Origin of the sequence: Sporomusa termitida, from assembly GCF_007641255.1 — a bacterium.
Lineage (GTDB): Bacteria > Bacillota > Negativicutes > Sporomusales > Sporomusaceae > Sporomusa > Sporomusa termitida.
In genome coordinates, this window is record NZ_CP036259.1 from 1,612,878 (window position 1) to 1,635,509 (window position 22,632).

Here is a 22,632-nt window from a genome sequence, read left to right on the forward strand (position 1 = left end):
ATGCCTGATCCTGTTATATTTTTACGAGCCGGAAGTCCGGCCTAGGAGTGTGCCGTCAGGCCAGATGTTTATTAGGGGTAAATTTCTGAAACAGATAAGGAATGACTGCGGCAAAGGGCTGTTGATACAAGATAAACATTGTGATTGGCACCGCAACCGGCGGGGGAAAAAAGGTCAGGGCTAAAACCAGGCCAAAGCTTATATTGCGCAAGCCCACGCAATAAATCATGGCTAAGGCTGTTGCTTTAGATCTGTCACCGAACACATAGGAACCCAGGAAACCGGTAACATAGCCGGCGGCTACCAACAGCATAGTAACTAAAACTATCTTCAGGGTGGAGAGGTCCCAGCTAATGCTGGGACCGACGATCGCTGCATTGATAAAAATTACTGCAAAAAAGGCAATTTTAGCGATAAAACCGGCAACGATTCTAATAGCGGGAGTAAGTATTGTGCTGCTATAATCATGCAGTGCCATGCCTAATAGGCTGGGTACGGTTACCATGAGCAGCAGCTGGAACATCATTTGCATATAGTCAATTTGCAGCACCTGCCCAATAACGATTTTACAGAAAAAGGGCAGCATTACAGGTACAATGAGGGTGTCAAGCGTTACGGCAACCAGTGCAATCGATACATTACCCTGGGTCAGTGCCGTCCAGATAACTGAGGTTACGCCGATCGGGGTAGAGGCACCAATTAAATAGCCCAACTGCACATTATGATTGCCGGCGAACAGGCTAAGCCCGGCCAGCCAGGCAATGAAGGGGGAGATAATATGGATTAATATTAATATCCATATGGGAATAAGCGGCTTTTTAAGTACCTGCAGGAACTCTTTAAAGCTGATGTCAAGGGCGGTAACAAATGTCATATAGGCGAAAGCGCCAATTACCACTGTCCGGAGAATAGCAGAGTCGGAGAGTGGAGCGAGAAAACCAAAGAACAAGGCCGATAAGACAATCAAAAACATGCGCTGGCTCAGCCAGGCAGTTATTTTTGCCAAACAACTAAGCATGGATTAACCCCCTAGAGAAAAACTAAAGTTACTATATTCCTGGTTATGGGTTAGATCTCTTCCTGGTGGTAATTTTAACTGGCGCTGATTAATTGTCTGCAGGAAATTTGTTAATTAAGGCGAATTTTAGTTGACATATAGATAATAACATATGGTAAAATTTAGGGAGTAGGTATGCGGGAGGATATAGTATTTAAAGGAAATAAGGGCGGTCTTGAACTGGTAATCAACGAATCCGTCGATTTTACCTCTCTTTTGGAACAGCTGAAAGAGAAGTTGGAATCAGCCGCTCATTTTTTTACAGGCAACGCCGGTGTAAAAGTGGTAGCTGGATCGAATTCGTTGACCGGGGATGAACGGCGGCAGCTTATCAGTCTGTTGGCAGATTATGGACTGGCTTTGGAGGATCAGACGATACCGCCGAATTTGACAGAGGACACTTTGGCAACCGGGGCCGGCAGCCCGGACGGTGAAATCCCTGTGGAATACCGTCAGGAGCCTGAGGGCGGAAAAACTTTGATAGTGTCAAGAATGCTGCGCGGCGGACAGCGGATCGTATTTAGCGGGTCGGTTATTATTATGGGGGATGTAAATCCCGGGGCGGAGATCATTGCCGGTGGCAGTATTACGGTTACCGGAACCTGCCGGGGGGTGGCTCATGCCGGCGCCAACGGTGATCAACTGGCGACAATTACTGCTGACAAACTGATTGCAGGCCAGCTAAGGATCGCGGGCATGATTGCCAGAGCTCCCGATAATGAGGACAACCCCACCTGCAGGGAGACTGCGCGCATAGTTAGAGGTATCGTTGTTATTGAACCGGCCGATAAGGTGAATTTAGCGTCAAAGGAAGTGTAAACTGTCTTTGATAAGTTTAGGGAGGTACATAGATGGGGGAAGTAATTGTTATTACATCAGGCAAGGGTGGCGTAGGCAAAACAACGACAACAGCCAATCTTGGCACTGGTTTTGCCCTGCAGGCCAAAAAGGTGGTCCTGGTAGATGCCGATATTGGTCTGCGTAACCTTGATGTAGTCATGGGGCTTGAGAACAGAATTGTGTATGATTTAGTGGATGTAACAGACGGCAACTGCCGTTTAAAGCAGGCACTGATCAGGGACAAGCGGTATGAAACGCTCTATCTGCTGCCGGCGGCTCAGACCAGGGACAAAAATGCCGTAACGCCCGATCAAATGCAGCAGCTTTGCAAGGAACTGGCCCAGGAATTCGATTATGTTATCATCGATTGCCCGGCCGGTATAGAGCAGGGCTTTAAAAATGCCATTGCCGGCGCTGACCGGGCTATTATCGTTACCACACCGGAAGTATCTGCCGTCCGGGATGCAGACCGAATTATTGGTTTGCTGGAATCTGCAGGCAAACATAATCCCAAGCTGATTGTTAACCGCATTCGGCCCCTGATGGTTAAAAAAGGCGATATGATGGATATTGATGATATTATTGAAATCCTGGCTGTTGATTTACTGGGGGTAATTCCGGAAGACGAGTATATTGTTATTTCGACCAACCGGGGTGAACCGGCAATCGCCAATACGACAGCCCTGGCCGGTATTGCTTACCGCAATATCATCCGGCGGCTGATGGGGGAAAACGTGCCGCTTATGTCGTTTGAGGTTAATGACAGCTTGTGGGGTAAGTTTAGAAAAGTGTTAGGGTTTTAAATAGTGTCAGGGAGGGGAACAAAGGTGTTTGAGCTTATACAAAAACTGTTTGGCAGAGAGCCTCAGGGATCGAAAGACATTGCCAAAGAACGGCTCAGATTTGTGCTGGTACATGATCGTGTCAATGTATCGCCGCAGTTTATGGAAGCCATTAAAGATGACATGATAAAAGTAATTTCAAACTATATGGATATCAATGAAACCGATATGGAAATCAGCCTGACCAAGACCAATACACAGGTGGCTCTGGTAGCTAATATTCCGGTCAATCGCATGAAGCGGGGGACCATGGCAGGCGAGTAAATTTATGAAAGCAGAGTAGAACAAAAGTACTCTGCTTTTTTCTTTAGGTCCGCAATACTGGACGCAGGCGGGAAATACTATTATAATATATAAGACATTGTTTAGAGAGAAGGATGGTCTGTATGCTTAACCAGCGCCTGTTGCGGAACCTGGACTTTATACTTATTGGTGTTACAGTCCTCCTGGTCCTTATTAGTCTGGTTATTATTGGCAGTGCTACTCACATTAACGGACCGAGCGAGGACCGCTATTGGTATGTTGAACGCCAGGGGCTGTTCGCTTTGGCGAGTATTATTATAATTTTTTTCATACTCAATTTTGATTATCGGTCACTAGAGAAATTTGCCGGCTTTCTTTATATCTTCAACCTGATCATGCTGCTGGCGGTTATGTTTGTCGGCCAATCAGCTCTGGGGGCTCAACGCTGGATTCAGATTGGCCCGATTAGTCTGCAGCCGTCAGAGTTCTCTAAATTGATTATGATTATTGCCCTGGCGCAGGTCCTGGACAAACGTACAGGCCGGCTTAACAGCTTTAAAGAGATTATCCCGGTGTTTATTTTTGTCGGGATACCCTTTTTCCTGGTGTTAAAACAGCCGGATTTGGGAACTTCGCTGGTATTTTTGGCAATATTATTTGGCATGATTTTTGTGGCTGGTATAAGTACCCGCCATTTACTGTCAATTATCGGCGCTGGTCTTGCGTTCCTGCCAGTTTTCTGGCACTTTTTAAAAGATTATCAAAAAAAGCGCTTAACCGTATTTATTGATCCGAATGTTGACCCCTTGGGGTCCGGCTACCATATCATCCAGTCCAAGATTGCCATTGGTTCCGGTATGTTGTTTGGTAAAGGCCTGTTTAATGGCACTCAGAGCCAGCTAAACTTCCTGCCGGAAAACCATACCGATTTTATTTTTGCAGTTATTGGCGAGGAACTGGGTTTTGTCGGCGCAACCCTGATTTTGCTGTTTTATTTTATTTTACTTTATCGGGGGATAAAAATTGCCGGGGCTGCCCGGGATAATTTTGGTATGCTTGTAGCAACAGGTATTACATCGATGCTGGCTTTCCATCTCCTGGTTAATGTGGGTATGACAGCAGGTATTATGCCTGTTACCGGCATTCCGCTGCCACTCATGAGCTATGGTGTAAGCTCACTGACGACTAATCTGGTCAGTATCGGCATATTGTTAAATATTCATATGCGAAGGCAAAAGATTTTGTTTTGACTGCAGCGAGCCGAGGGCTCGCTTTACTTTTTTTATTGCTTTTATTGGATTACATATAGTTATAAATAGTTATAAATCTGCAGTTTTATCATATATATTCCATAAGATACTTTAGCCGGTGTTTATGGAGGGCTTAACATGACGACAAGGCTGTGGAACCGTTTGAAAAACCGCTGGCAACTCAGCCGGCGGAGCCGCAATAATGAAAAAAACTGGCAATTATATTATGAAGACACACCTGATTATACCTGGCTAAAAAAGACTGTTGCCGCTTTGGCGCTGTTTGTCATGATTTATGGTGCGCATGTGTCAGACACCCGGATTGGACAGGAAGTCACAGGTGCTGTGCGGAAATTGCTGACAACACAGACTGATTTTGTTTACTATTCGGTGAAAACAATAGATTATATTAATTCCTATTGGCCCAATGCCATTCAACTTTCAGAAATTCCGGTGCTTAAACAAGTCCAGGCCACTGTTTCCCGGCCGGCCGACCCTTTAATGTATATGACGAAACCTGTGGACGGTCAGGTGATGAGCGGGTATGGCTGGCAAACAAATCCAGAGCTGCAGAAGGATCTTTTACGGGAAGGCATTGATATTGCTGCTCCGGCCGGGAGCAGTGTGCATGCTGCCGCCGCCGGCAGGGTCAAGATAGTTACAGATAGTACTCAGTTTGGCAAGATATTAATCATCGACCATGGACAGGAGGTTGAGACCTTTTACGGGCATTTAGCCGATGTTTTAGTGAAAGATGGCGATTTGGTAAGTCAGGGACAGGTAGTCGGACGGGTTGGCAAAACAGGTGCAGCTGCGCCTGTACTATATTTTGAGCTGAGAGAAAACGGCAAGGCCATTGATCCTCTCCCCAGAATAAAAGGTGAAACTGTGAAATAAAGGATGTGAAATATGCGGGCCGGTAAAGTGGCAGGGGTCGAGATTATTTTTAACAATTGGTTTTTAGTATTGCTTGCTTTGTTTACGGCTGCCGGTCTTGGTGGCAAAATACTGCTGGTGTTCAGTGCGGTATTATTGCACGAACTTGCCCATATGCTAATGGCCGGCGGTTTAGGCTACAAGGTTAAGCAGGTCGAATTGCTGCCTTTTGGCGCAATGGCACGGGTTGAGCGCCTGGCTGATGCCGGCGCGGCCAGTGAAATAATGATCGCAGCCGCCGGACCGATGGCAAGCCTGGTTCTGGCGGCTTTATGTTATGCCCGATTGAATGAAGCCGGTGCCTGGCAGGAGGTAGTACGTTTCTATGGTGAAGTAAATCTTACCCTGGCTCTGTTTAATCTGCTGCCGGCTTTGCCGCTGGACGGGGGGAGAATTTTACGGGCCCTGCTGTCCCGGCGCCGTGATTATCGTGAGTCTACGGCAATTGTTGTCACTATCAGCCATATCATTGGCTGCTTACTGATACTATTGGCCGGGCTCGAATACTGGCTGCAAGGCATTATCAACCTGACAATGCTGATAGCAGCAGGTTTTCTATTTATTACCGCCCGGGCCGAAAACAACCTGGCCGGGCTGCGGGGCATGAGGATTCTGGCCGGCAAAAAAGCAGAACTGTCAAGTCGTGGCGTTATGCCAACCAGCCACCTTACAGCGATGGAGAATACTGCCGTGAGTGACGTTATCCGGCTGTTAGGCCCAGAACAATATTATGTGATCCATATTGTTGATCGCAATTTCCATCTGAGCGGAGCTCTTACCGAGACTGAGGTGTGGGAAAAGCTGCTGGAGCGGGGAATTAAGGGAAAAGTAAATGATTTTATAAATAAAGCTTGATATTTCCCCTGGAAAAATACATAATATTTTTTATAGCTATTCATTTGGAGGTACATATGCATTTCTTAGATCCTGTCAGTCCTGCTATTCTGAGCAAGGTAATGAAACCAGCCCGTTATACCGGTTATGAATGGAATAGTGTGGTTAAAGACCTCAAGCCGGCTATGGTAAACTTTGTTCTGGCTATGCCTGATGTATATGAAGTCGGCATGTCTAATCTGGGGCTAAAAATATTATATCAGATCCTTAATCAACGTGCAGACACGTTTGCCGAACGTACCTACGCTCCCTGGGTAGATCTGGAAGCCGAGATGAGAAATGCCGGTATTCGGTTATATACACTGGAAACAAAGCGGCCCGTAGCTGAGTGTGATATTATCGGTTTTTCTTTACAGTATGAACTAAGCTATAGTAATGTGCTTAATATGCTCGATTTAGCCGGTATCCCCCTGTTAGCGGCTGAACGTGAGGCAACACAGCCCCTGGTGGCCTGCGGCGGACCCTGTGCTTTTAATGCGGAGCCTATGACCGACTTTGTAGACTTCTTCATTCTGGGCGAAGCGGAAGAGGTTATCAGCGAGGTTGCGGCGGCCATTGCCGATTGGAAATTATCTGGGAAATTAAATGGTAAAGCAGGTATTTTACGACAGCTTGCCGAATTACAGGGTGTTTATGTGCCGGGTTTTTATGAGGCAGAATATGATGCCGCCGGCCGGTGGGCCGGTATCTGTACAGATATTCCCGAAGCTAAACAGACCATTAGCAAACGTGTAATCCCTGATCTTGATCAAGTGATGTTTGCGACCAAGCCCATTGTTCCGTTTATTGAAATTGTTCATGACCGTATCATGCTGGAGTTATTCCGGGGCTGTACCCGCGGCTGCCGTTTTTGTCAGGCCGGTGTACTCTATCGGCCTGTACGGGAGCGTAACATAGAAACACTGTTAGGCTACGTCCAGGCGCTTATCGATAACACCGGTTATAATGAGATATCCCTGGTATCTTTAAGTTCAGCTGATTATTCATGTCTGAGCCCTCTGATTAACCGCCTTACCACCCGCTTTAAACCGCAGGGAGTAAGTGTGTCGCTGCCGTCTCTCAGGATTGACAGCTTTTCTATTGATTTGGCCAATCAGGTACAACAGGTAAGGAAAAGCGGTTTGACTTTTGCACCTGAGGCCGGGACGCAGCGGCTGCGGGATGTAATTAATAAAGGGGTTACTGAGGCCGACCTTATCGAGGCGGTAAGCGCTGCTTTTAGAGCAGGCTGGTCAACAATTAAACTCTATTTTATGATCGGCCTGCCGACGGAAACGGATGAGGATATAGCCGGTATTGCCGCCTTGGCCCAGCAGGTTGCCGATCTTTATAAACAGATAAAAGGCCGCAGGGGGGCAAAAGTCACTGTCAGTGTATCCTCGTTTGTGCCTAAGCCGCATACTGCTTTTCAGTGGTTTGGCCAGAATTCTGTTGAGGAAATCGAACGCAAACAAAGGCTTTTACGGTCCCTTATTAAAGACCGCAGCCTCTCGCTTAGCTGGCATGATGCCCGCACCAGTTTTCTGGAGGGGGTATTTTCCCGAGGTGACCGCCGACTGGGCAAGGTGCTCCTCCGGGCGTGGCAGAATGGCGTAAAGTTTGACGGTTGGTCTGACCATTTTAGATATAATATATGGATGGACGCTTTTGCCGCTGAGAATGTTGATCCTGCAGCTTATGCCAGTCGTAACCGGGATATAGATGAGGCTCTGCCCTGGGAACATTTATCATCAGGCGTGGACAAGTCTTTTCTGGTACGGGAATGGCAGGCTGCGCAGCAGGGGGCTTTTACACCTGACTGCCGTCATAAAGAGTGCGGTGCCTGCGGCGTTTGCCGGAATCTTGACGTTAAAGTCGTAGACTGGGGGCAGGCATAATGGCAAAGCTGCGGCTAAAAATAACTAAGGGCAATGAAATACGCTATGTGTCACATCTGGATTTTGCCGGCACAATTGAACGGGTTGTCCGCCGGGCCGGGCTGCCGGCCGCCTATTCTGAAGGCTTTAACCCACACCTGAAAATGGCCTTCGCATCAGCGCTGGCGGTGGGAGTGACAAGCGAGGCCGAATATCTTGATCTCGAACTGACGGCAGCGCCGGATGTTGCCGGTATTGAGGCCCGGCTTAAGGCGCAATTGCCCGCAGGGATCGAACTTAAAGCTGCCAGGTATGTGCACACTCCCAGTCCGGCCCTTATGGCAGTTGTTAACCTGGCCACCTATGATATTATGGTTCCTTTAATGCCGGCGGCTACCTTGGCGGCGGCAATGACGAGTCTCAGCAGTTTCAACAGTGAAGTCGAAATCCTGTATATCAAAGAATCACCCAAGGGCCGTCGCGAGATTGATATTACAGAATTTCTTGCTGGCCCGGTTACTGCCAGCCTTGCCGCAGATAATCAATCATTAACAGTACGCCTAGCCATTAGGATTACCCCCAGCGGCAGCGTCAAGCCTGCTGAGGTGCTGGCCGTGTTAACAGGTCGTTATGGTTTACCTGCTGATGGCGGCAATGCGCTTATTCACCGCACCGGGTTGTTTGTCTGGGACGGACGGGGGCAGAGATCACCGCTTGAACTATAATTAATGATAAAGGAAACAGGTATGAAAAAGAGTATTATTGCCAATGTTATGCCGGAAGAAACCCGGGTTGCGGTCCTGGAAGACAGCCAGCTTATGGAAATAGCGGTGGAACGCAGCGACAGCGGACATTTGGTCGGCAACATTTATAAAGGGAAAGTTAAAAATGTTTTACCAGGCATGCAGGCTGCCTTTGTTGATATCGGGCGTGATAAAAATGCATTTTTATATATGGGTGATGCCGGCCGCCAGGCTGCCTGCCGGCATTTAACGGTTGGCCAGGACATCCTGGTACAGATCGCCAAAGACGCGATGGGGGAAAAAGGGCCACGGGCCACCATCAGCCTGACCTTGCCAGGACGATATATCGTATTTATGCCAACTGTTGATTATATTGGCATTTCACGCCGCATTGAAGATGAACCGGAACGGGAAAGATTAAGGCAGCTGGCTGAAAAAATACGACCGGCCGGGATGGGGGTCATTGTCAGGACGGTGGCTGCAGGCAAAAGCCAGGAAGAACTGGTCAATGATATGGCCTATCTGACCAATATGTGGTCAAGCCTGAGCGCCCGGGCTAAACGGATTCAGGCCCCGGCGCTCATTTACCGGGATGCTGACCTTGTCGTGCGGATTGTCCGCGATTACCTGACCAGTGATATTGCGGAATTTATCATCGACAGCCAGGAAGCCTATACCCGGGTTATTGATTTATTGAAGTATACATCACCTGAGCTTGCTGGGTGTGTCAGGCTGTACGAGCAGGCCAGCGGACCGGACAATGACCTGTTCAGCCGCTTTAATATTGAGGCGAAGCTGGAAAGCCTGCGTAACCGGCGGGTAGAACTGGCCTGCGGCGGCTATCTTGTTATTGACTATACGGAAGCATTGACGGTTATTGATGTCAATACCGGCAAGTTTATCGGCAACACTAATCTGTCTGAAACCGTATTTCAGACCAACCTGGAGGCGGTGGCCGAGATTGCCAGACAGCTTAGGTTAAGAGACATTGGTGGTATTATTATTATTGATTTTATTGATATGGCCAAAGCCGAGCAGCGGTCAGCGGTATTAACAGCGCTGGAGCTTGAACTCAAAAAGGACCGTACGAAATCAAATGTTTTAGGAATAACCAGCCTGGGGCTGGTTGAAATGACCCGGAAAAAGGCCAGACAAAATATTAATGGCATGCTTTATGACCAGTGCCCGTGCTGTTGGGGGAGAGGCCGCATAAAATCACCGGCCACTGTTGTTATCGATATCAAACGAGAACTGAGAAAACTGAACAAACGGCCCCGGACGGGCGGGAGGCTGGTCATTCAGGTTCATCCCCAGGTAGCCCATTTTTTAAACAGGCAGGGAGAGCTGAAAAGGCTGGAGCAGGAAACGGCCAGAGCCCTTGCTGTCGAAGCTGCTCACACGCTGAATCCGGAGTTGTTTTCATTGCTTTGGAAACCGGATTGACAAACTATTACCATTATGGTAAAATTTTATGATGTAGGCATTAAGTCTATTGTAACCGCGCGGAGAGGTCTTAAAACAAACTGTGCTTTGTTACCGTATCCGGCGAGTCCTAGGCAGGGGAGGTGCAATATTATGTACGCTATTATTGAAACAGGCGGTAAACAATACCGTGTTACTGAAGGCGATGTTCTTAGTATCGAAAAAATTGACGTGGCTGAAGGCCAGACTGTTGATTTTGACCGTGTTCTGACTGTAGTCAAAGACGGTGAGGTTGTTATCGGCAAACCGCTGATAAGTGATGCTAAAGTTACTGCTGAAGTAGTGTCTCATGGCAAGGGTAAGAAGATTTTGGTTTTTAAATACAAAGCAAAATCCAATTATCGCCGCCGTCAGGGTCATCGCCAGCCTTTTACAAAAGTCCGCATTGACAAGATTTTTGCTTAAGGTCCAATAATGATTACGGTTACATTAATTCGTGATAACAAGCAGGCAATTACCGGGTTTATGGTAAACGGACATGCCTACGCCGCCCCGCCTGGTCAGGACATTGTTTGTGCAGGCGTATCTGCTCTTACTCAGTCCGCCGTCATGGGAATTGAACGCCACTTGCGGCGGGAAATTGACCTGGTGCAGGACCGCAGCGGGCTTATGGTTGAGCTTATCAGCCAGCCTGATAGTCTTACGACGGCAGTCTTTGAAACCATGCTGCTCGGTTTAACTGAAATTGCCAGACTATATCCTAAGCGTGTGCGGATTATTGAGCACAGGAGGTGAAAGCAACATGGAAAAATTTAAACTGCATTCTTTTGACTTACAGTTATTTGCACATAAAAAAGGCGTGGGTAGCACCCGTAATGGCCGTGACAGTGAGGCTAAACGCCTGGGCGTTAAACGTCACGCCGGCGAAGTGGTTACTGCAGGCAGTATTCTGGTACGCCAGCGTGGTACTCATTTCCATCCAGGTAACAATGTCGGCATTGGCAAAGACGATACTTTATTTGCCAAAGTTCCCGGCAAAGTCGCTTTCGAGCGCAGAGGTCGTTATGACCGGCAAGTAAGTGTGTATCCTGCAGCTGAAGAAGCTATCTAATGAAATGCCTGCGGCCCACAAAGCCGCAGGTTTTTCTAACCCTATCAGAATTTACAAAGTTCAATGTTATGATTTGCGGCGGGATAAAAAAATCTTTACTTTAAAGGGCACAGGCGGCTTGTGCCGGCGGCCTAAAGGACTTGGCAGAAGCCAAGTTTTTCTAATTTTTGCCCGACCTGTCGAAAGCCGACAGGTATTTTGGCTGGCCGGGGCGAAAGACATATCATTCTGCAGTATACCGGAAGGATGATTGTATGACAAACACAAGCTGCTCTGAAGTAATGACATGTACTGACCTAGTCAAGCTGCTCCGTATTCAGCGTCATGATTTCTTAAACCACCTGCAGGTTATTCACGCGATGATTCAATTGGGACGTGGTGAGAAAGCAATACAATATATAGAAAAACTTGCGCATGATCCTGAAATGATATCAAATGTGCTGGCTGCTTATCAAAATAAACACCTTTGACCTTAGCTAGCCAACAGCTTACTAGTTAACAGGCCACTGGTCAGAAAAACTTGGCTTCTGCCAATCCCTCAGGTTGCCGGTAGCAGCCGCCTGGGTCCTTTAGGGTAAAAGATTTTCTCTAGCCCGTAGATCATAGCTTTGAATTTTTATAATTTGCTGGGGTAAAAAACGGCGCGGCAGCGCATATTACTTATAAAACGCAAGGGGATTTTCTATGTTTATCGACAGAGCTAAAATAACCATAAAAGCCGGCAGCGGCGGCAATGGCATGTCCGGCTTCCGCCGGGAGAAATATGTTCCCAAAGGCGGACCAAGCGGGGGGGACGGCGGCCGGGGGGCCAATGTTGTCTTAATTGGTGATGCCAGTCTCAATACCCTGATTGATTTCCGTTATAAACGGCAGTTTAAAGCCAATAGCGGCGCCCACGGGCAAACCAGCAATATGCATGGCCGGGGCGCGGAAGACCTGCTGATTAAGGTGCCGCCAGGAACCCTTATCAAAGATGAAGCCACCGGTCAGGTGCTTGGTGATATTACCGAGCCGGGGCAGACAGTCGTGGTGGCTAAAGGCGGCCGGGGTGGCCGCGGCAATGCCCGCTTTGTTAACAGTGTCAACAGGGCTCCTACTTTCGCCGAATTAGGCGAACCGGGTGAAGAGCGCTCGCTACTGCTGGAACTGAAGCTGCTGGCCGATGTTGGCCTGCTGGGCTATCCCAGTGTAGGCAAGTCAAGTATTTTATCTATGGTATCGGCAGCTAAACCCGAAATTGCCGCCTATCACTTCACTACCTTATCGCCGGTTCTGGGGGTTGTTAGTATTGCCGCAGGACAGAATTTTGTGCTGGCTGACATTCCCGGGCTCATTGAGGGAGCCCATGAGGGCGTAGGGCTTGGGCATGATTTCCTCCGCCATGTGGAACGTACCAAAGTTCTTATTCATGTACTTGATGTCTCCGGTCTGGAAGGCCGTGACCCGATTGATGATTTTCATAAAATTAATAATGAGCTCAAATTATATAATGAACGGTTGTTTAAGCGCCCCCAAATCATTGCCGCCAATAAAATGGATTTGCCTGAGGCCCAGGCCAACTATCAGCGGGTGGCAGAATATATGACTGGCTTAGGTCATGAAATCTACCCTGTTTCAGCGGCAACCGGTGACGGCTTAACTGCCTTGATGCAGCGAGCCGTACAGCTTTTGGCGGAGTATGTGGAAGAACCGGCGGAAATTGAGGCCGCCAAGGTATACGAGGCCAGGCCGGAAGAGGCATTTGCTGTTAAACGGGATGTTGACGGTGCCTTTGTTGTCGAGGGCGAAGGAATTGAAAAGCTGGTGGCGATGACCCGTTTTGGCGATGAAGAAGGGTTGCGCCGGTTTCAGTCGATCTGGCGCAAACTGGGAATTGATGCCGAACTGAGGACCCGCGGCATTCAGGAAGGGGATACTGTACGGATTCATGATATGGAATTTGAATTTAGGCCATAGGAGGAAAGATTTTGCTAGCAAAGGAAACTACACTAACAGGTAAGCAAAAGCGCTTTTTAAAAGCCCTTGGGAGCACGCTTGAACCTGTTGTTCAGATTGGCAAAGGCGGTGTACCGGCTTCCGTCATTGAGAGTACCGTACAGGTGCTGGCTGCCCGTGAGCTTATTAAGGTCCGGGTATTGCAGAACAGCCCGGAAGAACCGAAAACAGCCATTACCGCCCTGGCCGGAGCCACTGGTGCCGAACTGGTCCAGGTAATTGGCCGCAACGGCTTACTATATAAGAAAAATGAGGAAAAGTCTAAGATCGAACTGCCGTGAACTATGGGGGAGTCATCATTATGCTTACCAGAGAAAATTTGGGCAATGCGAACCGCATAGTGGTTAAGGTTGGTACCAGCACCTTAACTCACGCCACCGGCAAACTTAATCTTTTGCGAATAGAAAAGCTGGTCCGTGAATTATCGGATCTGGCCAATCAGGGAAAACAGATTATTCTGGTTACCTCCGGTGCTGTTGGTGCGGGGATAGATCGACTGGGGCTGAAAGACAAGCCAAAAACAATTCCGGAAAAACAGGCTGCTGCTGCGGTTGGTCAGGGAATCCTGCTCCATATTTATGAAAAATTGTTTGGCGAATATGGCCAGATTGTTGCCCAGGTGTTACTGACCCGGGCTGACTCTGTTAACCGCAAGCGCTATACCAACTCCCGCAATACACTCATGGCGCTCCTGAACCAGGGCGTCATTCCCATTGTTAATGAAAATGATGCTGTGGCTATTGATGAACTGAAAATTGGTGATAATGACACCCTGTCAGCAATGGTCGCCAGCATCATTGATGCTGACCTGCTCATCATTTTATCTGATGTGGAGGGTGTCTATACGGCTAATCCTCAGACTGATCCGGAAGCCGTACTGCTTAGTGAGATTACCGATATCACCCCGGAGATCGAAGCTTTAGCCGGAGGCCCGGGTACCCTGCGGGGAACAGGCGGTATGTATACCAAAATTCAGGCGGCAAAAATTGCTGTCAATTCCGGCGTGGCCATGGTGATTGCTTCCGGCGGCCGGGATGGTGTGGTACGGGATGTATTGCAGGGGCGTAAAGTAGGCACCGTTTTTGTCTCCAAAGAAAACCGCCTGCAAATCAGGAAACGCTGGCTGGCTTTTGGCGTGAGCGTGAGTGGCCGGGTAACCGTAGACAAGGGCTGTGAACAAGCTCTCTTGAATGGCGGTTCCAGTCTGTTAGCGGCCGGGATAACTGCAGTTGAGGGGAACTTTGAATTAGGCAATACGATTAGTATAAAAAATGCTGCCGGCCGGGAGATGGCCCGCGGCATCACTAACTACAGTGCGGAAGATATACAGAAAATCATGGGGGCCCATACCCCTGAAATCAGCAATATATTAGGCTCTAAGCCTTATGATGAGGTTGTGCATCGCGACAATCTGGTACTTTTAGTGTAGGAGAGGAGAGGGGAGTATGGACTGCATAACTGAACTTGCCGGCAAAGGCGCGGCCGCCAGGCAGGCCGCACGCCGGCTGGCTACGCTGTCAACCGCTGTTAAGGACAAGGCTTTGCTGGCTATGGCTGATGCTTTGGAACAGGAGCAGGCTGAAATTATGGCCGCTAATGCTACCGATGTTGAGCGGGCTGCGGCTAATGGAATGGCTAAGCCACTGATTGACCGGCTGCTGTTAAATGAGGCCAGGATTGCATCCATGGCTGCCGGGTTACGGCAGATTGCAATGCTGCCTGACCCTGTTGGCGAGGCTGCAGCCGGCTGGATTCGTCCTAATGGTCTTGCCATTACGAAAGTACATGTGCCGCTGGGTGTTATTGGTATTATCTATGAAGCACGGCCCAATGTTACTGTTGATGCCGCCGGCTTGTGCCTCAAAGCTGGTAATGCTGTAATCTTGCGCGGCGGTTCGGAGGCCATCGCCTCTAATACGGCGGTTACGGCGGTTATTGCCAGGGCGGCGGCTGCTGCCGGTATACCGGCAGCAGCCATCCAGCTTGTTGAAACAACAGACCGGCAGGCCGTTACGGCTATGTTGAAGCTGAATCAGTATCTGGATGTAATTATCCCCCGGGGCGGGGCCGGCCTTATCAAGACTGTTGTTGAGAACAGCACCGTGCCGGTGATTGAGACCGGTACAGGCGTTTGCCATACCTTTGTAGACGCCAGTGCTGATCTCGTGATGGCCGGAGATATCGCCTTCAATGCTAAAGTGTCCCGCCCTGGTGTGTGCAATGCAATGGAGACTTTGCTGGTACATAAGAGGATTGCGGCTGCATTCCTGCCGGCTCTGTTAGAGCGCTATCATCAGGCCGGTGTTGAGCTGCGGGGCTGTCCTGAGGCTATGAAATATCATCAGTCCGTCAGGCCGGCGAGCCAGGAAGACTGGGCGGCCGAGTTCCTGGATTTGATTCTGGCCATTAGAGTGGTAGACGATTTTGATACTGCGCTTGCGCATATTGCGGCCTATAGTACCCGCCATTCTGAAGCCATTGTCACTAGCGAGTACAATAATGCCAGGCGCTTTCAACAGGAAGTTGATGCTGCTGCGGTTTATGTTAATGCCTCAACCCGTTTTACCGATGGCTTTGAGTTTGGCTTTGGCGCTGAAATCGGTATCAGCACCCAAAAGCTTCATGCCAGGGGGCCGATGGGCCTGCGTGAGCTGACCAGTATTAAATATTTGGTAAACGGCTCCGGGCAAATCAGGTAGTCATATCTGCCATGCTGAGTAAAATGAAACTGATAACAGGTTATTGCTTTGCTGTCAGGAACTATTTGCGCACGCCTAAAGGCAGCCACGATGCTGGCGACTATGCCCGGGCAGCGGTTATCATTGCTGGTGCTTGCCTTTTTGTGTGGTTCACTGCAAGTTTATTGTCAACACCCTGAGGCGGCGTTTCCTATTAAGAGGCATTTGTTATAATAGTAGAAAAGTTATGGAATATTTTGGATATTATTGAAAGGCAGATCAATATGGCACAGGCAAAAGCTAAAGTTGGTATTATGGGCGGGACATTTGACCCCATTCACATCGGTCATTTAGTCACAGCCGAAGCTGTCCGGATTGAATACAATCTGGATAAAGTCTTATTTATTCCGGCCAGTAACCCGCCGCATAAACTGCAGTCCCTGGTTACACCGGCCATTCACCGCTATATTATGACAATACTGGCCACTTATTCCAACCCTTATTTTCTAGTGTCCGCCCTTGAACTTGAGCGCTCCGGTCCCTCCTATACGGTAGATACGGTCAGGGCCTTAATTGACTGTTATGGTGCCAGCACAGAGCTTTATTTCATTACCGGCGCCGATGCGGTTAAAGACTTACCCAGCTGGCAGAATATTGACGAGTTGCTGGAATTGTGTTTTTTTGTGGCCGCTACTCGGCCAGGCTCTATCAGCTATATTGATCAGGTAATCAAACAATTCGGTACCAAGGGGCGGCACAGTATTCAGCGACTGGCCACGCCGGAGCTGGAGATCTCTTCCACTGATATTAGAGAACGGGTAAAAAAGGGCCGTTCTATCAAATATATTGTACCGGAAAGCGTGGAAGACTATATTTATAAAGAAGGCTTATACCGGTAAGTACCAAATAAAGGCAAGCCGGGGGAAGCATAAATCTTCTGTTTTTGCAGATAATGTTAACGTAAAACTTGTTTTGGTTAGTATCCTGATGTAACGGAGGTGATTCCCTATGGCAAAAACACTCTATGTCGGTAACCTGCCCTGGAATACTACAGACACCGCGCTTGCGGATGCATTTAGCCCGCATGGTTCTGTGATATCAAGCCGGATCATTACAGACAAAGAAACAGGCCGTTCCCGTGGTTTCGGTTTTGTGGAGGTTGAGGACGCTGACGCCGAAAAAATGGTTGAGGCCATGAATGGCTCGCAAATTGCAGGCCGGCAGATTGTCGTTAATGAAGCTAAGCCGCGCCAGGATTAATCCCAGTGGCGTTGAGCGTGTAAATCATACATGTTTTTGATGTACTCACCTCCTAGCTTTAGGAGGTTTTTTATTTTATATAAAAAAGGATATCCTCATAAATTGACGAATTTTAGTAGTAAAGAGCAGGTGATGTAAGATGCTGGATCTTAGCCAGCTTACCGAAAAACTGTCGCAAAATTTATCAGCAAAGCGATTTCACCACTCCCTTGGTGTAAGCGAAACTGCGAGCGATTTGGCGGCCCGCTACGGCGCCGATATAGATAAAGCCAAACTGGCCGGATTACTTCATGATTGCGGCCGGGCAATACCCAGCAATAACCTATTGCCAACAGCAGCGGCTTTTGGTATAGTGGTGAGTGATGTTGAACATTGTCAACCAGTGCTGCTGCATGCTCCGCTGGGAGCCTGCATGGCCCAAACCGAATATGGGATTACGGACCAGCAGATTCTTAAAGCCATTGCCCTGCACACTACCGGCGGGCCCAATTTATCAAAGCTGGAGAAGATAATTTATTTAGCTGATTTTATTGAACCAGGCCGCAGTTTTCCCGGCGTGGACAAGCTCCGCCGCCTGGCTGCTGCTGATTTGGATGCGGCGATGATTGCCGCTTATGACGAGTCTGTTACCTATATGCTTGAACAGGGAATGCTTATCCATCCGGCCTCAATTGGCGGGCGTAATTTTTTACTATTACAAAGACAAAAAACTCAATGTAAATAAAGGGTGTTGTCTTTCGGGAGAGGAGATGATACCATGAGCGAACCGCAACGGCAGTCGCGCAAGGTACGCTGGGACAGGGTTCTGCTGCTGCTCATTTTGTTGCTTATTGCCGTAGTTGCCTTAGCCGGGGCTACCGTGTATGCTTACCTTAATATTGTTCGCAGTGCGCCGGTAGCACCGGTAGTTAAGCAGAGTGAACGGCCGCCGGAAACATTAAGCAACAGGGTCAACATCCTGCTCCTGGGGGTGGATGACAAAGATCATGAGAACCCCAATGACCTGGCCAGACGATCAGATACGATGATGGTGGCAAGTATCAACCCCCAGCAGGGGACGGTTAATATCCTGTCATTACCCCGTGATACCAAGGTTACTATTCCGGGCCGTAAAGGCTATGACAAGCTTAATCACGCGTATGCTTATGGCGGAGCCGAACTGGCCCGCAGCACAGTGGAGCAGTTTTTGCATGTGCCGATCAATTACTATGTGGTTATTGACTGGCAGGCGTTTATAAAGGTGATTGACATTTTGGGCGGCGTAGACCTTTACGTTGAACATAACATGAATTACAGAGACCCTTATGCTGACCTTGAGATTCATATTAAGCAGGGCTATCAACACCTTGATGGTGAAAAAGCCGGGAAGTATGTCCGTTTTCGCAGCGATGAACTGGGGGATATCGGCCGGGTGCAGCGCCAGCAGCGATTTATTAAAGCGTTGGCCAAGGAAACGCTGCAGGTAGGTACTATTTTGAAAGTACCGGCTCTGGTGAATACCCTTAACGAGTATATCGAGACCGATATGTCGGCAATGACGATGGTTAAGGTTGCCAATAGTCTTAAAGGCTTCAACTCCGAGGACCTGTATGCGGAAATGCTGCCTGGTGATTTTGCTACAATCGAGGGGCTGAGTTATTGGATTCCTGATAAGGAAATGACAAAACAACTTGTTGAAACCATGTTTATTGCTACAACCAAAGTGAGCGGGATATACCAGGAGGGGCCCGGTTCCACCCGGAAAAATTAAAAATACCGGAGCAAAGCGTATTTTATTGCGCTTTGCCTTTTTTTTTGCAGGATAATTGCCAGCAAAGTCCGAATAAAATAAATCCGGAAAGAAAAAGATAGTTTATAGAAGCGGATTCCAGGAGGTATTTTTTAACGAATGATTCAAACTGACAACAATTTAGCAGAATCAGTGGCCAAGGCTGCCAGCGATAAAAAAGCAGGCGATATTGTAATTATGGACTTAACCGGCATTTCACCGGTGACTGATTATTTTGTTATTTGCAGCGCTAACTCAATCACCCAGGTCCAGGCAATTGCCGATAACATTGAAGAACAACTCAGCGAACAGGGGATCAGGCTGTTGCGCCGGGAAGGCTATCGTGACGCCCGATGGGTACTTCTTGATTACGGCAATTGTGTAGCTCATATTTTTCTTGATGAAGACCGTCAGTTTTATAAGCTTGAGCGTTTGTGGGGCGATGCCAAACAAGTAGTATATCAAGGTTAGGTGTAATAATGGATAACCGTAAGCACAATTATCAGCCCGGTGATGTAGTTGACCTGACTGTAGTCCGCAAAAATGAAATGGGAGCATTTCTGGATGCCGGTACAGGCAATACCAGTGATGATATATTACTCCATAAAGCGCAGCAGGCTGAAGAAGTAACCATAGGCCAGACGCTCAAGGTTTATCTTTATAAGGACCCTAAAGGCCGGCTGACAGCCAGTATGCGCCTGCCACAGATGCGGGAAGGGCAGGTGGCCAGGGTGGAAGTGATTAATACCACACGGGACGGAGCCTTTGTTAATATCGGGGCAGAACGGGGTGTCTTTATGCCCCATGCCGGCAGACGGGGCCTACCGCGCCGGGGCGAGAAAATATGGGTTAAGCTGTACCGTGATAAATCAGGGCGCCCTGCAGTTACGATGGAGGTTGAAGATGAGCTCAGGCAAGCTTCAAGGCCGGCAGAAGGCCTAAAAATCGGCGACACTGTCGTTGGTTCAGTATATAATTATAGCGATCAGGGGGCTTTCCTTTTTACTAAAGAACGGTTTATTGCCTTTCTGCATAATGATGAAATGACTGAGCGCCCCCGGGTTGGCGCCGAACTAGAGGCCCGGGTTACCTACCTGAGAGAAGACGGCCGGCTTAATGTGTCGATGCGTCCTGTCAAAGAAGCGGCCATGGATACTGACACGGAAAATATTCTGGCGGTGCTCCGGGCCCGCGGGGGCCAAATGCCGTATAGTGATAATTCCCCGCCCGAAATTATTAAGGAGAAGTTTAATATCAGTAAAGCTGCTTTTAAGCGCGCTCTGGGTCGTCTGCTTAAGGACCGGCGAATCGAGCAAAAAGAGGGCTGGACGTATCTGAAAAAAGAGGCTGAAGACGGTGAATAAGCCGCCTTCAGCTCTTTTACACTTTAACTGTCTATCATGTGGGGAGTGAATTTTTGCAGGGCATATTCTTTTTCTGGTCGCCTGCATTCCCATGTTTTTCGGTATCGATGTTTGCTTTCTGTTTGTTTTTTTTGTCTTTGTTAGCCATATTATCACGCCTCCCTAATTTTGATTGCAAGCGAACTAGCTGCTTAGTGTCCAGATGTCAGCCGCTGTTATTTCGTTTCCTTGCCCGTCGCTTTGACAGCCGGCTGGAGGTCTGCGGCTGCGAGGGTTTCATTGCTCACTTCATACTTTGCCTGGCTGGACGTTGTCCGCGGGCCTTCGGCAATTAAGTTCTGGGAACCTGCTTGTGATTCACCCGCAAAATTTTTCCCATTCCAGAAAGCAGATTTTTTGCTTGTCATAGTATCACCTCCCCTGGTGAATCATAATGCGAGTACCGTGCGTCACCGAAAAGTTTGGCTTATATTGCGGTCTTTTGCCGCCCTGCTTCGTTGTCGGCGCCTTTGCCTATATCCGATATGCAAGGCCCGCGCAAGTAATAAGAGATCCATCATCTGCCGGTTCATTAAAGCAGATTTTAATGAATCAATTAGCGTCTCGCCTCGCAGGACAAAAAATTCTCCAATCTAATCGCAAATTTTTAAGCGGCGCACGGTACTAGTTTTCCCGCATGAATGCTTCACATGAGCGGCAATGATTGCTAGCTTTTTACGTATGGGCGGCCAATACATGATTTTCAGATTTTAGTGGTACACTATAAAAAACATGAGTGGGAGGTACACTGCGTGGATCAACAGTTACAGACTATTACCCAGCAAGTTGCAGCGCTTAGACAACAACTGAGCGACCTTATGCAGAATTCTAATTCAGCTGATGCCGAGCTTATAACAGCCAGCAGTACGCTGGCTGCCCAGCTTGAGGATTATGCACATACAATCGCGGAAAAACGCATACCGTCAATGCGGACCTTCTAAGCACAACACCGCTTGGGGACGGGACCTGGCCAGCATTACATTTTATAAATCTAAAGAAAAAAACCTGCGGAGGTTTATCCGCAGGTTTTTTATTCAAACTCAATGCTATCGTCCATAACCAGCCGGGTAATAAGGACTTTGTCAACCCGGGCCTTATCCATATCGACAACCTCAAACCGGTAACCATTCCACTCAAAGCATTCGGCAGCAGTGGGAATATGACCGAGATAAGAGACCATAAAGCCGCCCAGGGTTTGGAAATAGCCTCTTTCATCACCGGGGAAATGGTCGATGTCGAGCAATTCTTTCAATTCTTCCACTGACAGCATACCGTCGACCAGCCAGGAACCATCTTCTCTGGCGATTACATCGGGATCGTCATCTTCACCCAGGTTAGGCATGTCGCCCACAATGTGCTCAGCAATATCATAAAGGCTGATTAACCCGGAAATACCGCCATACTCATCGACGATCAGGGCTACATAAACTCCGGTTTCGCGAAATTTTTCCAGCACTTTAAGGGCCGGCGTATGTTTAGGGATGTAAAGTGGCTGGCGGGCCGTCTGCTCAAGCTGCAGCGGACTGCCAGCCACATAGTTAGATAAAAGCTCATTCGAATAAACAACACCGATTATATCATCCAAACTGCCGCGGGCCAGGGGGAAAAACAGATGATGGGTATTTCTGATGATGCGGAGATTATATTGGTCGTTATCTTCAATATCAAGCCACTTGAGCTGGGTACGGGGGGTCATCAGCGCACCTACACGCATATCGCCGAGCACAAATATATTCTCAACCATTTCCCGTTCAGCCTTTTCAAACACTCCATGCTGTGCACCCTGGCCGATTAACACCCGGACCTCTTCTTCTGTAACCGGCGGCTCTGACGCTGGTTTAGCCCCTATAAGCTTCATGACCACATTAGTGGAAGCACCAAGCAGCTGAACCAGCGGCCGGTTGATACGCACAAAGGCTGTCATCGGTATGGCAACCGTTGCCGCAATTTTTTCCGGATTATTAAGGGCCAGTTTTTTGGGGACCAGTTCGCCGATGATCAGTGACAGGTAAGTAATAGTGCCGACGACGATAGCAAGACTGACAGCCTCGCTGTAACCCCTGAACAAGGGAATCGTATTCAGGAAGGACGCCAGCAGCATGGAGATGCGGGCGCCGCCGAAAGCACCGGTGAGAATACCGATCAGCGTAATGCCAATCTGAACGGCAGATAAAAGCGGCGTCGGTTCTGCGGTCAATCTTAGTGCTGCCTTGGCCCCTTTACTGCCGGAAGCGGCCATGTTCTCCAGCCGGCTCTTCCGGGAGGACACAATAGACATTTCTGTCAAAGCAAATAACCCATTAGCAAAAATTAGGGCAAAAATAATCATGATTT

The 22,632-nt window shown here is 48.5% G+C and carries 27 protein-coding genes; 24 read left to right on the top strand and 3 right to left on the bottom strand.

The genetic code is table 11. The features are described 5' to 3' along the window. Positions 1-55: 55 nt before the first annotated feature. On the bottom strand, positions 56-1,018 hold the full coding sequence (locus tag SPTER_RS07105) for a bile acid:sodium symporter family protein (RefSeq protein WP_144349687.1): 963 nt from the start codon (positions 1,016-1,018) through the stop codon (positions 56-58). Between the two features lie 174 nt (positions 1,019-1,192). On the opposite strand from SPTER_RS07105, the gene minC reads away from it, so the two are divergent. The 23 genes from minC to SPTER_RS07220 all read left to right on the top strand — a co-directional run bounded on the left by minC (position 1,193) and on the right by SPTER_RS07220 (position 20,259). Next, positions 1,193-1,876, top strand: a complete 684-nt coding sequence (minC, locus tag SPTER_RS07110; protein ID WP_144349688.1) for a septum site-determining protein MinC — start codon at positions 1,193-1,195, stop codon at positions 1,874-1,876. A gap of 32 nt (positions 1,877-1,908) precedes the next feature. Beyond that, on the top strand, positions 1,909-2,700 hold the full coding sequence (gene minD, locus SPTER_RS07115; RefSeq protein ID WP_144349689.1) for a septum site-determining protein MinD: 792 nt from the start codon (positions 1,909-1,911) through the stop codon (positions 2,698-2,700). A 24-nt stretch (positions 2,701-2,724) separates the two neighbouring features. Beyond that, positions 2,725-3,003, top strand: a complete 279-nt coding sequence (minE, locus tag SPTER_RS07120) for a cell division topological specificity factor MinE (RefSeq protein ID WP_144349690.1) — start codon at positions 2,725-2,727, stop codon at positions 3,001-3,003. A 122-nt stretch (positions 3,004-3,125) separates the two neighbouring features. Next, on the top strand, positions 3,126-4,232 hold the full coding sequence (rodA, locus tag SPTER_RS07125) for a rod shape-determining protein RodA (protein ID WP_144349691.1): 1,107 nt from the start codon (positions 3,126-3,128) through the stop codon (positions 4,230-4,232). A gap of 138 nt (positions 4,233-4,370) precedes the next feature. Further along, entirely contained in the window at positions 4,371-5,129 is a 759-nt protein-coding gene (locus SPTER_RS07130) for a M23 family metallopeptidase (RefSeq protein ID WP_144349692.1), read from the top strand. Between the two features lie 12 nt (positions 5,130-5,141). Then, positions 5,142-6,023, top strand: coding sequence for a M50 family metallopeptidase (locus SPTER_RS07135; RefSeq protein ID WP_144349693.1), 882 nt, complete (start codon positions 5,142-5,144; stop codon positions 6,021-6,023). A 56-nt stretch (positions 6,024-6,079) separates the two neighbouring features. Further along, positions 6,080-7,939 (top strand): TIGR03960 family B12-binding radical SAM protein, encoded by a 1,860-nt coding sequence (locus tag SPTER_RS07140; protein ID WP_144349694.1) that lies wholly within the window; start codon positions 6,080-6,082, stop codon positions 7,937-7,939. After that, complete coding sequence (locus SPTER_RS07145) at positions 7,939-8,643, top strand: TIGR03936 family radical SAM-associated protein (protein WP_144349695.1); 705 nt, start codon at positions 7,939-7,941, stop codon at positions 8,641-8,643. The genes SPTER_RS07140 and SPTER_RS07145 overlap by 1 nt, the downstream gene beginning before the upstream one ends. Before the next feature lie 21 nt (positions 8,644-8,664). Continuing rightward, a complete protein-coding gene (locus SPTER_RS07150) occupies positions 8,665-10,104 on the top strand; it encodes an Rne/Rng family ribonuclease (RefSeq protein ID WP_144349696.1) in 1,440 nt (479 codons plus the stop codon). 132 nt (positions 10,105-10,236) lie between these two features. Next, complete coding sequence (rplU, locus tag SPTER_RS07155; protein WP_144349697.1) at positions 10,237-10,548, top strand: 50S ribosomal protein L21; 312 nt, start codon at positions 10,237-10,239, stop codon at positions 10,546-10,548. A 9-nt stretch (positions 10,549-10,557) separates the two neighbouring features. Continuing rightward, positions 10,558-10,878: a ribosomal-processing cysteine protease Prp gene (locus tag SPTER_RS07160; RefSeq protein ID WP_144349698.1), complete on the top strand. Its 321-nt coding sequence runs from the start codon at positions 10,558-10,560 to the stop codon at positions 10,876-10,878. Positions 10,879-10,900: 22 nt separating this feature from the next. Next, the gene (gene rpmA / locus SPTER_RS07165; protein ID WP_144352792.1) at positions 10,901-11,194 is read left to right on the top strand and encodes a 50S ribosomal protein L27; all 294 of its coding nucleotides are present in this window, start codon (positions 10,901-10,903) and stop codon (positions 11,192-11,194) included. A 254-nt stretch (positions 11,195-11,448) separates the two neighbouring features. Further along, complete coding sequence (locus SPTER_RS07170; RefSeq protein ID WP_246105518.1) at positions 11,449-11,664, top strand: Spo0B domain-containing protein; 216 nt, start codon at positions 11,449-11,451, stop codon at positions 11,662-11,664. A 214-nt stretch (positions 11,665-11,878) separates the two neighbouring features. Further along, a complete protein-coding gene (gene obgE / locus SPTER_RS07175; protein ID WP_144349699.1) occupies positions 11,879-13,150 on the top strand; it encodes a GTPase ObgE in 1,272 nt (423 codons plus the stop codon). An 11-nt stretch (positions 13,151-13,161) separates the two neighbouring features. Continuing rightward, complete coding sequence (gene yhbY / locus SPTER_RS07180) at positions 13,162-13,470, top strand: ribosome assembly RNA-binding protein YhbY (RefSeq protein ID WP_144349700.1); 309 nt, start codon at positions 13,162-13,164, stop codon at positions 13,468-13,470. A 20-nt stretch (positions 13,471-13,490) separates the two neighbouring features. Beyond that, positions 13,491-14,618, top strand: a complete 1,128-nt coding sequence (gene proB / locus SPTER_RS07185) for a glutamate 5-kinase (RefSeq protein ID WP_144349701.1) — start codon at positions 13,491-13,493, stop codon at positions 14,616-14,618. A 16-nt stretch (positions 14,619-14,634) separates the two neighbouring features. Then, entirely contained in the window at positions 14,635-15,888 is a 1,254-nt protein-coding gene (locus SPTER_RS07190; protein WP_144349702.1) for a glutamate-5-semialdehyde dehydrogenase, read from the top strand. Between the two features lie 263 nt (positions 15,889-16,151). Further along, entirely contained in the window at positions 16,152-16,766 is a 615-nt protein-coding gene (gene nadD, locus SPTER_RS07195) for a nicotinate-nucleotide adenylyltransferase (protein ID WP_144349703.1), read from the top strand. 109 nt (positions 16,767-16,875) lie between these two features. After that, on the top strand, positions 16,876-17,127 hold the full coding sequence (locus tag SPTER_RS07200; protein ID WP_144349704.1) for an RNA recognition motif domain-containing protein: 252 nt from the start codon (positions 16,876-16,878) through the stop codon (positions 17,125-17,127). Between the two features lie 139 nt (positions 17,128-17,266). Beyond that, positions 17,267-17,851, top strand: a complete 585-nt coding sequence (gene yqeK / locus SPTER_RS07205) for a bis(5'-nucleosyl)-tetraphosphatase (symmetrical) YqeK (RefSeq protein WP_144349705.1) — start codon at positions 17,267-17,269, stop codon at positions 17,849-17,851. A 33-nt stretch (positions 17,852-17,884) separates the two neighbouring features. Continuing rightward, on the top strand, positions 17,885-18,877 hold the full coding sequence (locus SPTER_RS07210) for an LCP family protein (RefSeq protein WP_144349706.1): 993 nt from the start codon (positions 17,885-17,887) through the stop codon (positions 18,875-18,877). A gap of 138 nt (positions 18,878-19,015) precedes the next feature. After that, entirely contained in the window at positions 19,016-19,366 is a 351-nt protein-coding gene (gene rsfS / locus SPTER_RS07215) for a ribosome silencing factor (protein WP_144349707.1), read from the top strand. 8 nt (positions 19,367-19,374) lie between these two features. After that, complete coding sequence (locus SPTER_RS07220) at positions 19,375-20,259, top strand: CvfB family protein (protein ID WP_144349708.1); 885 nt, start codon at positions 19,375-19,377, stop codon at positions 20,257-20,259. A gap of 215 nt (positions 20,260-20,474) precedes the next feature. On the opposite strand, the gene SPTER_RS07225 is transcribed toward SPTER_RS07220, so the two are convergent. Continuing rightward, the gene (locus tag SPTER_RS07225; protein WP_144349709.1) at positions 20,475-20,666 is read right to left on the bottom strand and encodes a hypothetical protein; all 192 of its coding nucleotides are present in this window, start codon (positions 20,664-20,666) and stop codon (positions 20,475-20,477) included. Positions 20,667-21,050: 384 nt separating this feature from the next. Between SPTER_RS07225 and SPTER_RS07230 the strand changes: the two genes are divergently transcribed. After that, positions 21,051-21,239, top strand: coding sequence for a hypothetical protein (locus SPTER_RS07230; RefSeq protein WP_144349710.1), 189 nt, complete (start codon positions 21,051-21,053; stop codon positions 21,237-21,239). An 89-nt stretch (positions 21,240-21,328) separates the two neighbouring features. On the opposite strand, the gene SPTER_RS07235 is transcribed toward SPTER_RS07230, so the two are convergent. Then, positions 21,329-22,576 (bottom strand): hemolysin family protein, encoded by a 1,248-nt coding sequence (locus SPTER_RS07235; RefSeq protein WP_246105519.1) that lies wholly within the window; start codon positions 22,574-22,576, stop codon positions 21,329-21,331. Between the last annotated feature and the right edge of the window lie 56 nt (positions 22,577-22,632).

What these genes read in the sequence shown, in the direction of transcription:
- SPTER_RS07200 (WP_144349704.1), top strand. Translation starts at nt 16,876, where the DNA reads ATGGCAAAAACACTCTATGTCGGTAACCTGCCCTGGAATACTACAGAC.
- SPTER_RS07160 (WP_144349698.1), top strand. Translation starts at nt 10,558, where the DNA reads ATGATTACGGTTACATTAATTCGTGATAACAAGCAGGCAATTACCGGG.
- SPTER_RS07105 (WP_144349687.1), bottom strand. Translation starts at nt 1,018, where the DNA reads ATGCTTAGTTGTTTGGCAAAAATAACTGCCTGGCTGAGCCAGCGCATG.
- SPTER_RS07135 (WP_144349693.1), top strand. Translation starts at nt 5,142, where the DNA reads ATGCGGGCCGGTAAAGTGGCAGGGGTCGAGATTATTTTTAACAATTGG.
- proB (WP_144349701.1), top strand. Translation starts at nt 13,491, where the DNA reads ATGCTTACCAGAGAAAATTTGGGCAATGCGAACCGCATAGTGGTTAAG.
- SPTER_RS07150 (WP_144349696.1), top strand. Translation starts at nt 8,665, where the DNA reads ATGAAAAAGAGTATTATTGCCAATGTTATGCCGGAAGAAACCCGGGTT.
- SPTER_RS07130 (WP_144349692.1), top strand. Translation starts at nt 4,371, where the DNA reads ATGACGACAAGGCTGTGGAACCGTTTGAAAAACCGCTGGCAACTCAGC.
- SPTER_RS07190 (WP_144349702.1), top strand. Translation starts at nt 14,635, where the DNA reads ATGGACTGCATAACTGAACTTGCCGGCAAAGGCGCGGCCGCCAGGCAG.
- rodA (WP_144349691.1), top strand. Translation starts at nt 3,126, where the DNA reads ATGCTTAACCAGCGCCTGTTGCGGAACCTGGACTTTATACTTATTGGT.
- SPTER_RS07170 (WP_246105518.1), top strand. Translation starts at nt 11,449, where the DNA reads ATGACAAACACAAGCTGCTCTGAAGTAATGACATGTACTGACCTAGTC.
- SPTER_RS07235 (WP_246105519.1), bottom strand. Translation starts at nt 22,576, where the DNA reads ATGTCTATTGTGTCCTCCCGGAAGAGCCGGCTGGAGAACATGGCCGCT.
- obgE (WP_144349699.1), top strand. Translation starts at nt 11,879, where the DNA reads ATGTTTATCGACAGAGCTAAAATAACCATAAAAGCCGGCAGCGGCGGC.
- SPTER_RS07140 (WP_144349694.1), top strand. Translation starts at nt 6,080, where the DNA reads ATGCATTTCTTAGATCCTGTCAGTCCTGCTATTCTGAGCAAGGTAATG.
- rsfS (WP_144349707.1), top strand. Translation starts at nt 19,016, where the DNA reads ATGATTCAAACTGACAACAATTTAGCAGAATCAGTGGCCAAGGCTGCC.
- nadD (WP_144349703.1), top strand. Translation starts at nt 16,152, where the DNA reads ATGGCACAGGCAAAAGCTAAAGTTGGTATTATGGGCGGGACATTTGAC.
- SPTER_RS07220 (WP_144349708.1), top strand. Translation starts at nt 19,375, where the DNA reads ATGGATAACCGTAAGCACAATTATCAGCCCGGTGATGTAGTTGACCTG.
- minD (WP_144349689.1), top strand. Translation starts at nt 1,909, where the DNA reads ATGGGGGAAGTAATTGTTATTACATCAGGCAAGGGTGGCGTAGGCAAA.
- SPTER_RS07210 (WP_144349706.1), top strand. Translation starts at nt 17,885, where the DNA reads ATGAGCGAACCGCAACGGCAGTCGCGCAAGGTACGCTGGGACAGGGTT.
- SPTER_RS07225 (WP_144349709.1), bottom strand. Translation starts at nt 20,666, where the DNA reads ATGACAAGCAAAAAATCTGCTTTCTGGAATGGGAAAAATTTTGCGGGT.
- rplU (WP_144349697.1), top strand. Translation starts at nt 10,237, where the DNA reads ATGTACGCTATTATTGAAACAGGCGGTAAACAATACCGTGTTACTGAA.
- yqeK (WP_144349705.1), top strand. Translation starts at nt 17,267, where the DNA reads ATGCTGGATCTTAGCCAGCTTACCGAAAAACTGTCGCAAAATTTATCA.
- minC (WP_144349688.1), top strand. Translation starts at nt 1,193, where the DNA reads ATGCGGGAGGATATAGTATTTAAAGGAAATAAGGGCGGTCTTGAACTG.
- SPTER_RS07145 (WP_144349695.1), top strand. Translation starts at nt 7,939, where the DNA reads ATGGCAAAGCTGCGGCTAAAAATAACTAAGGGCAATGAAATACGCTAT.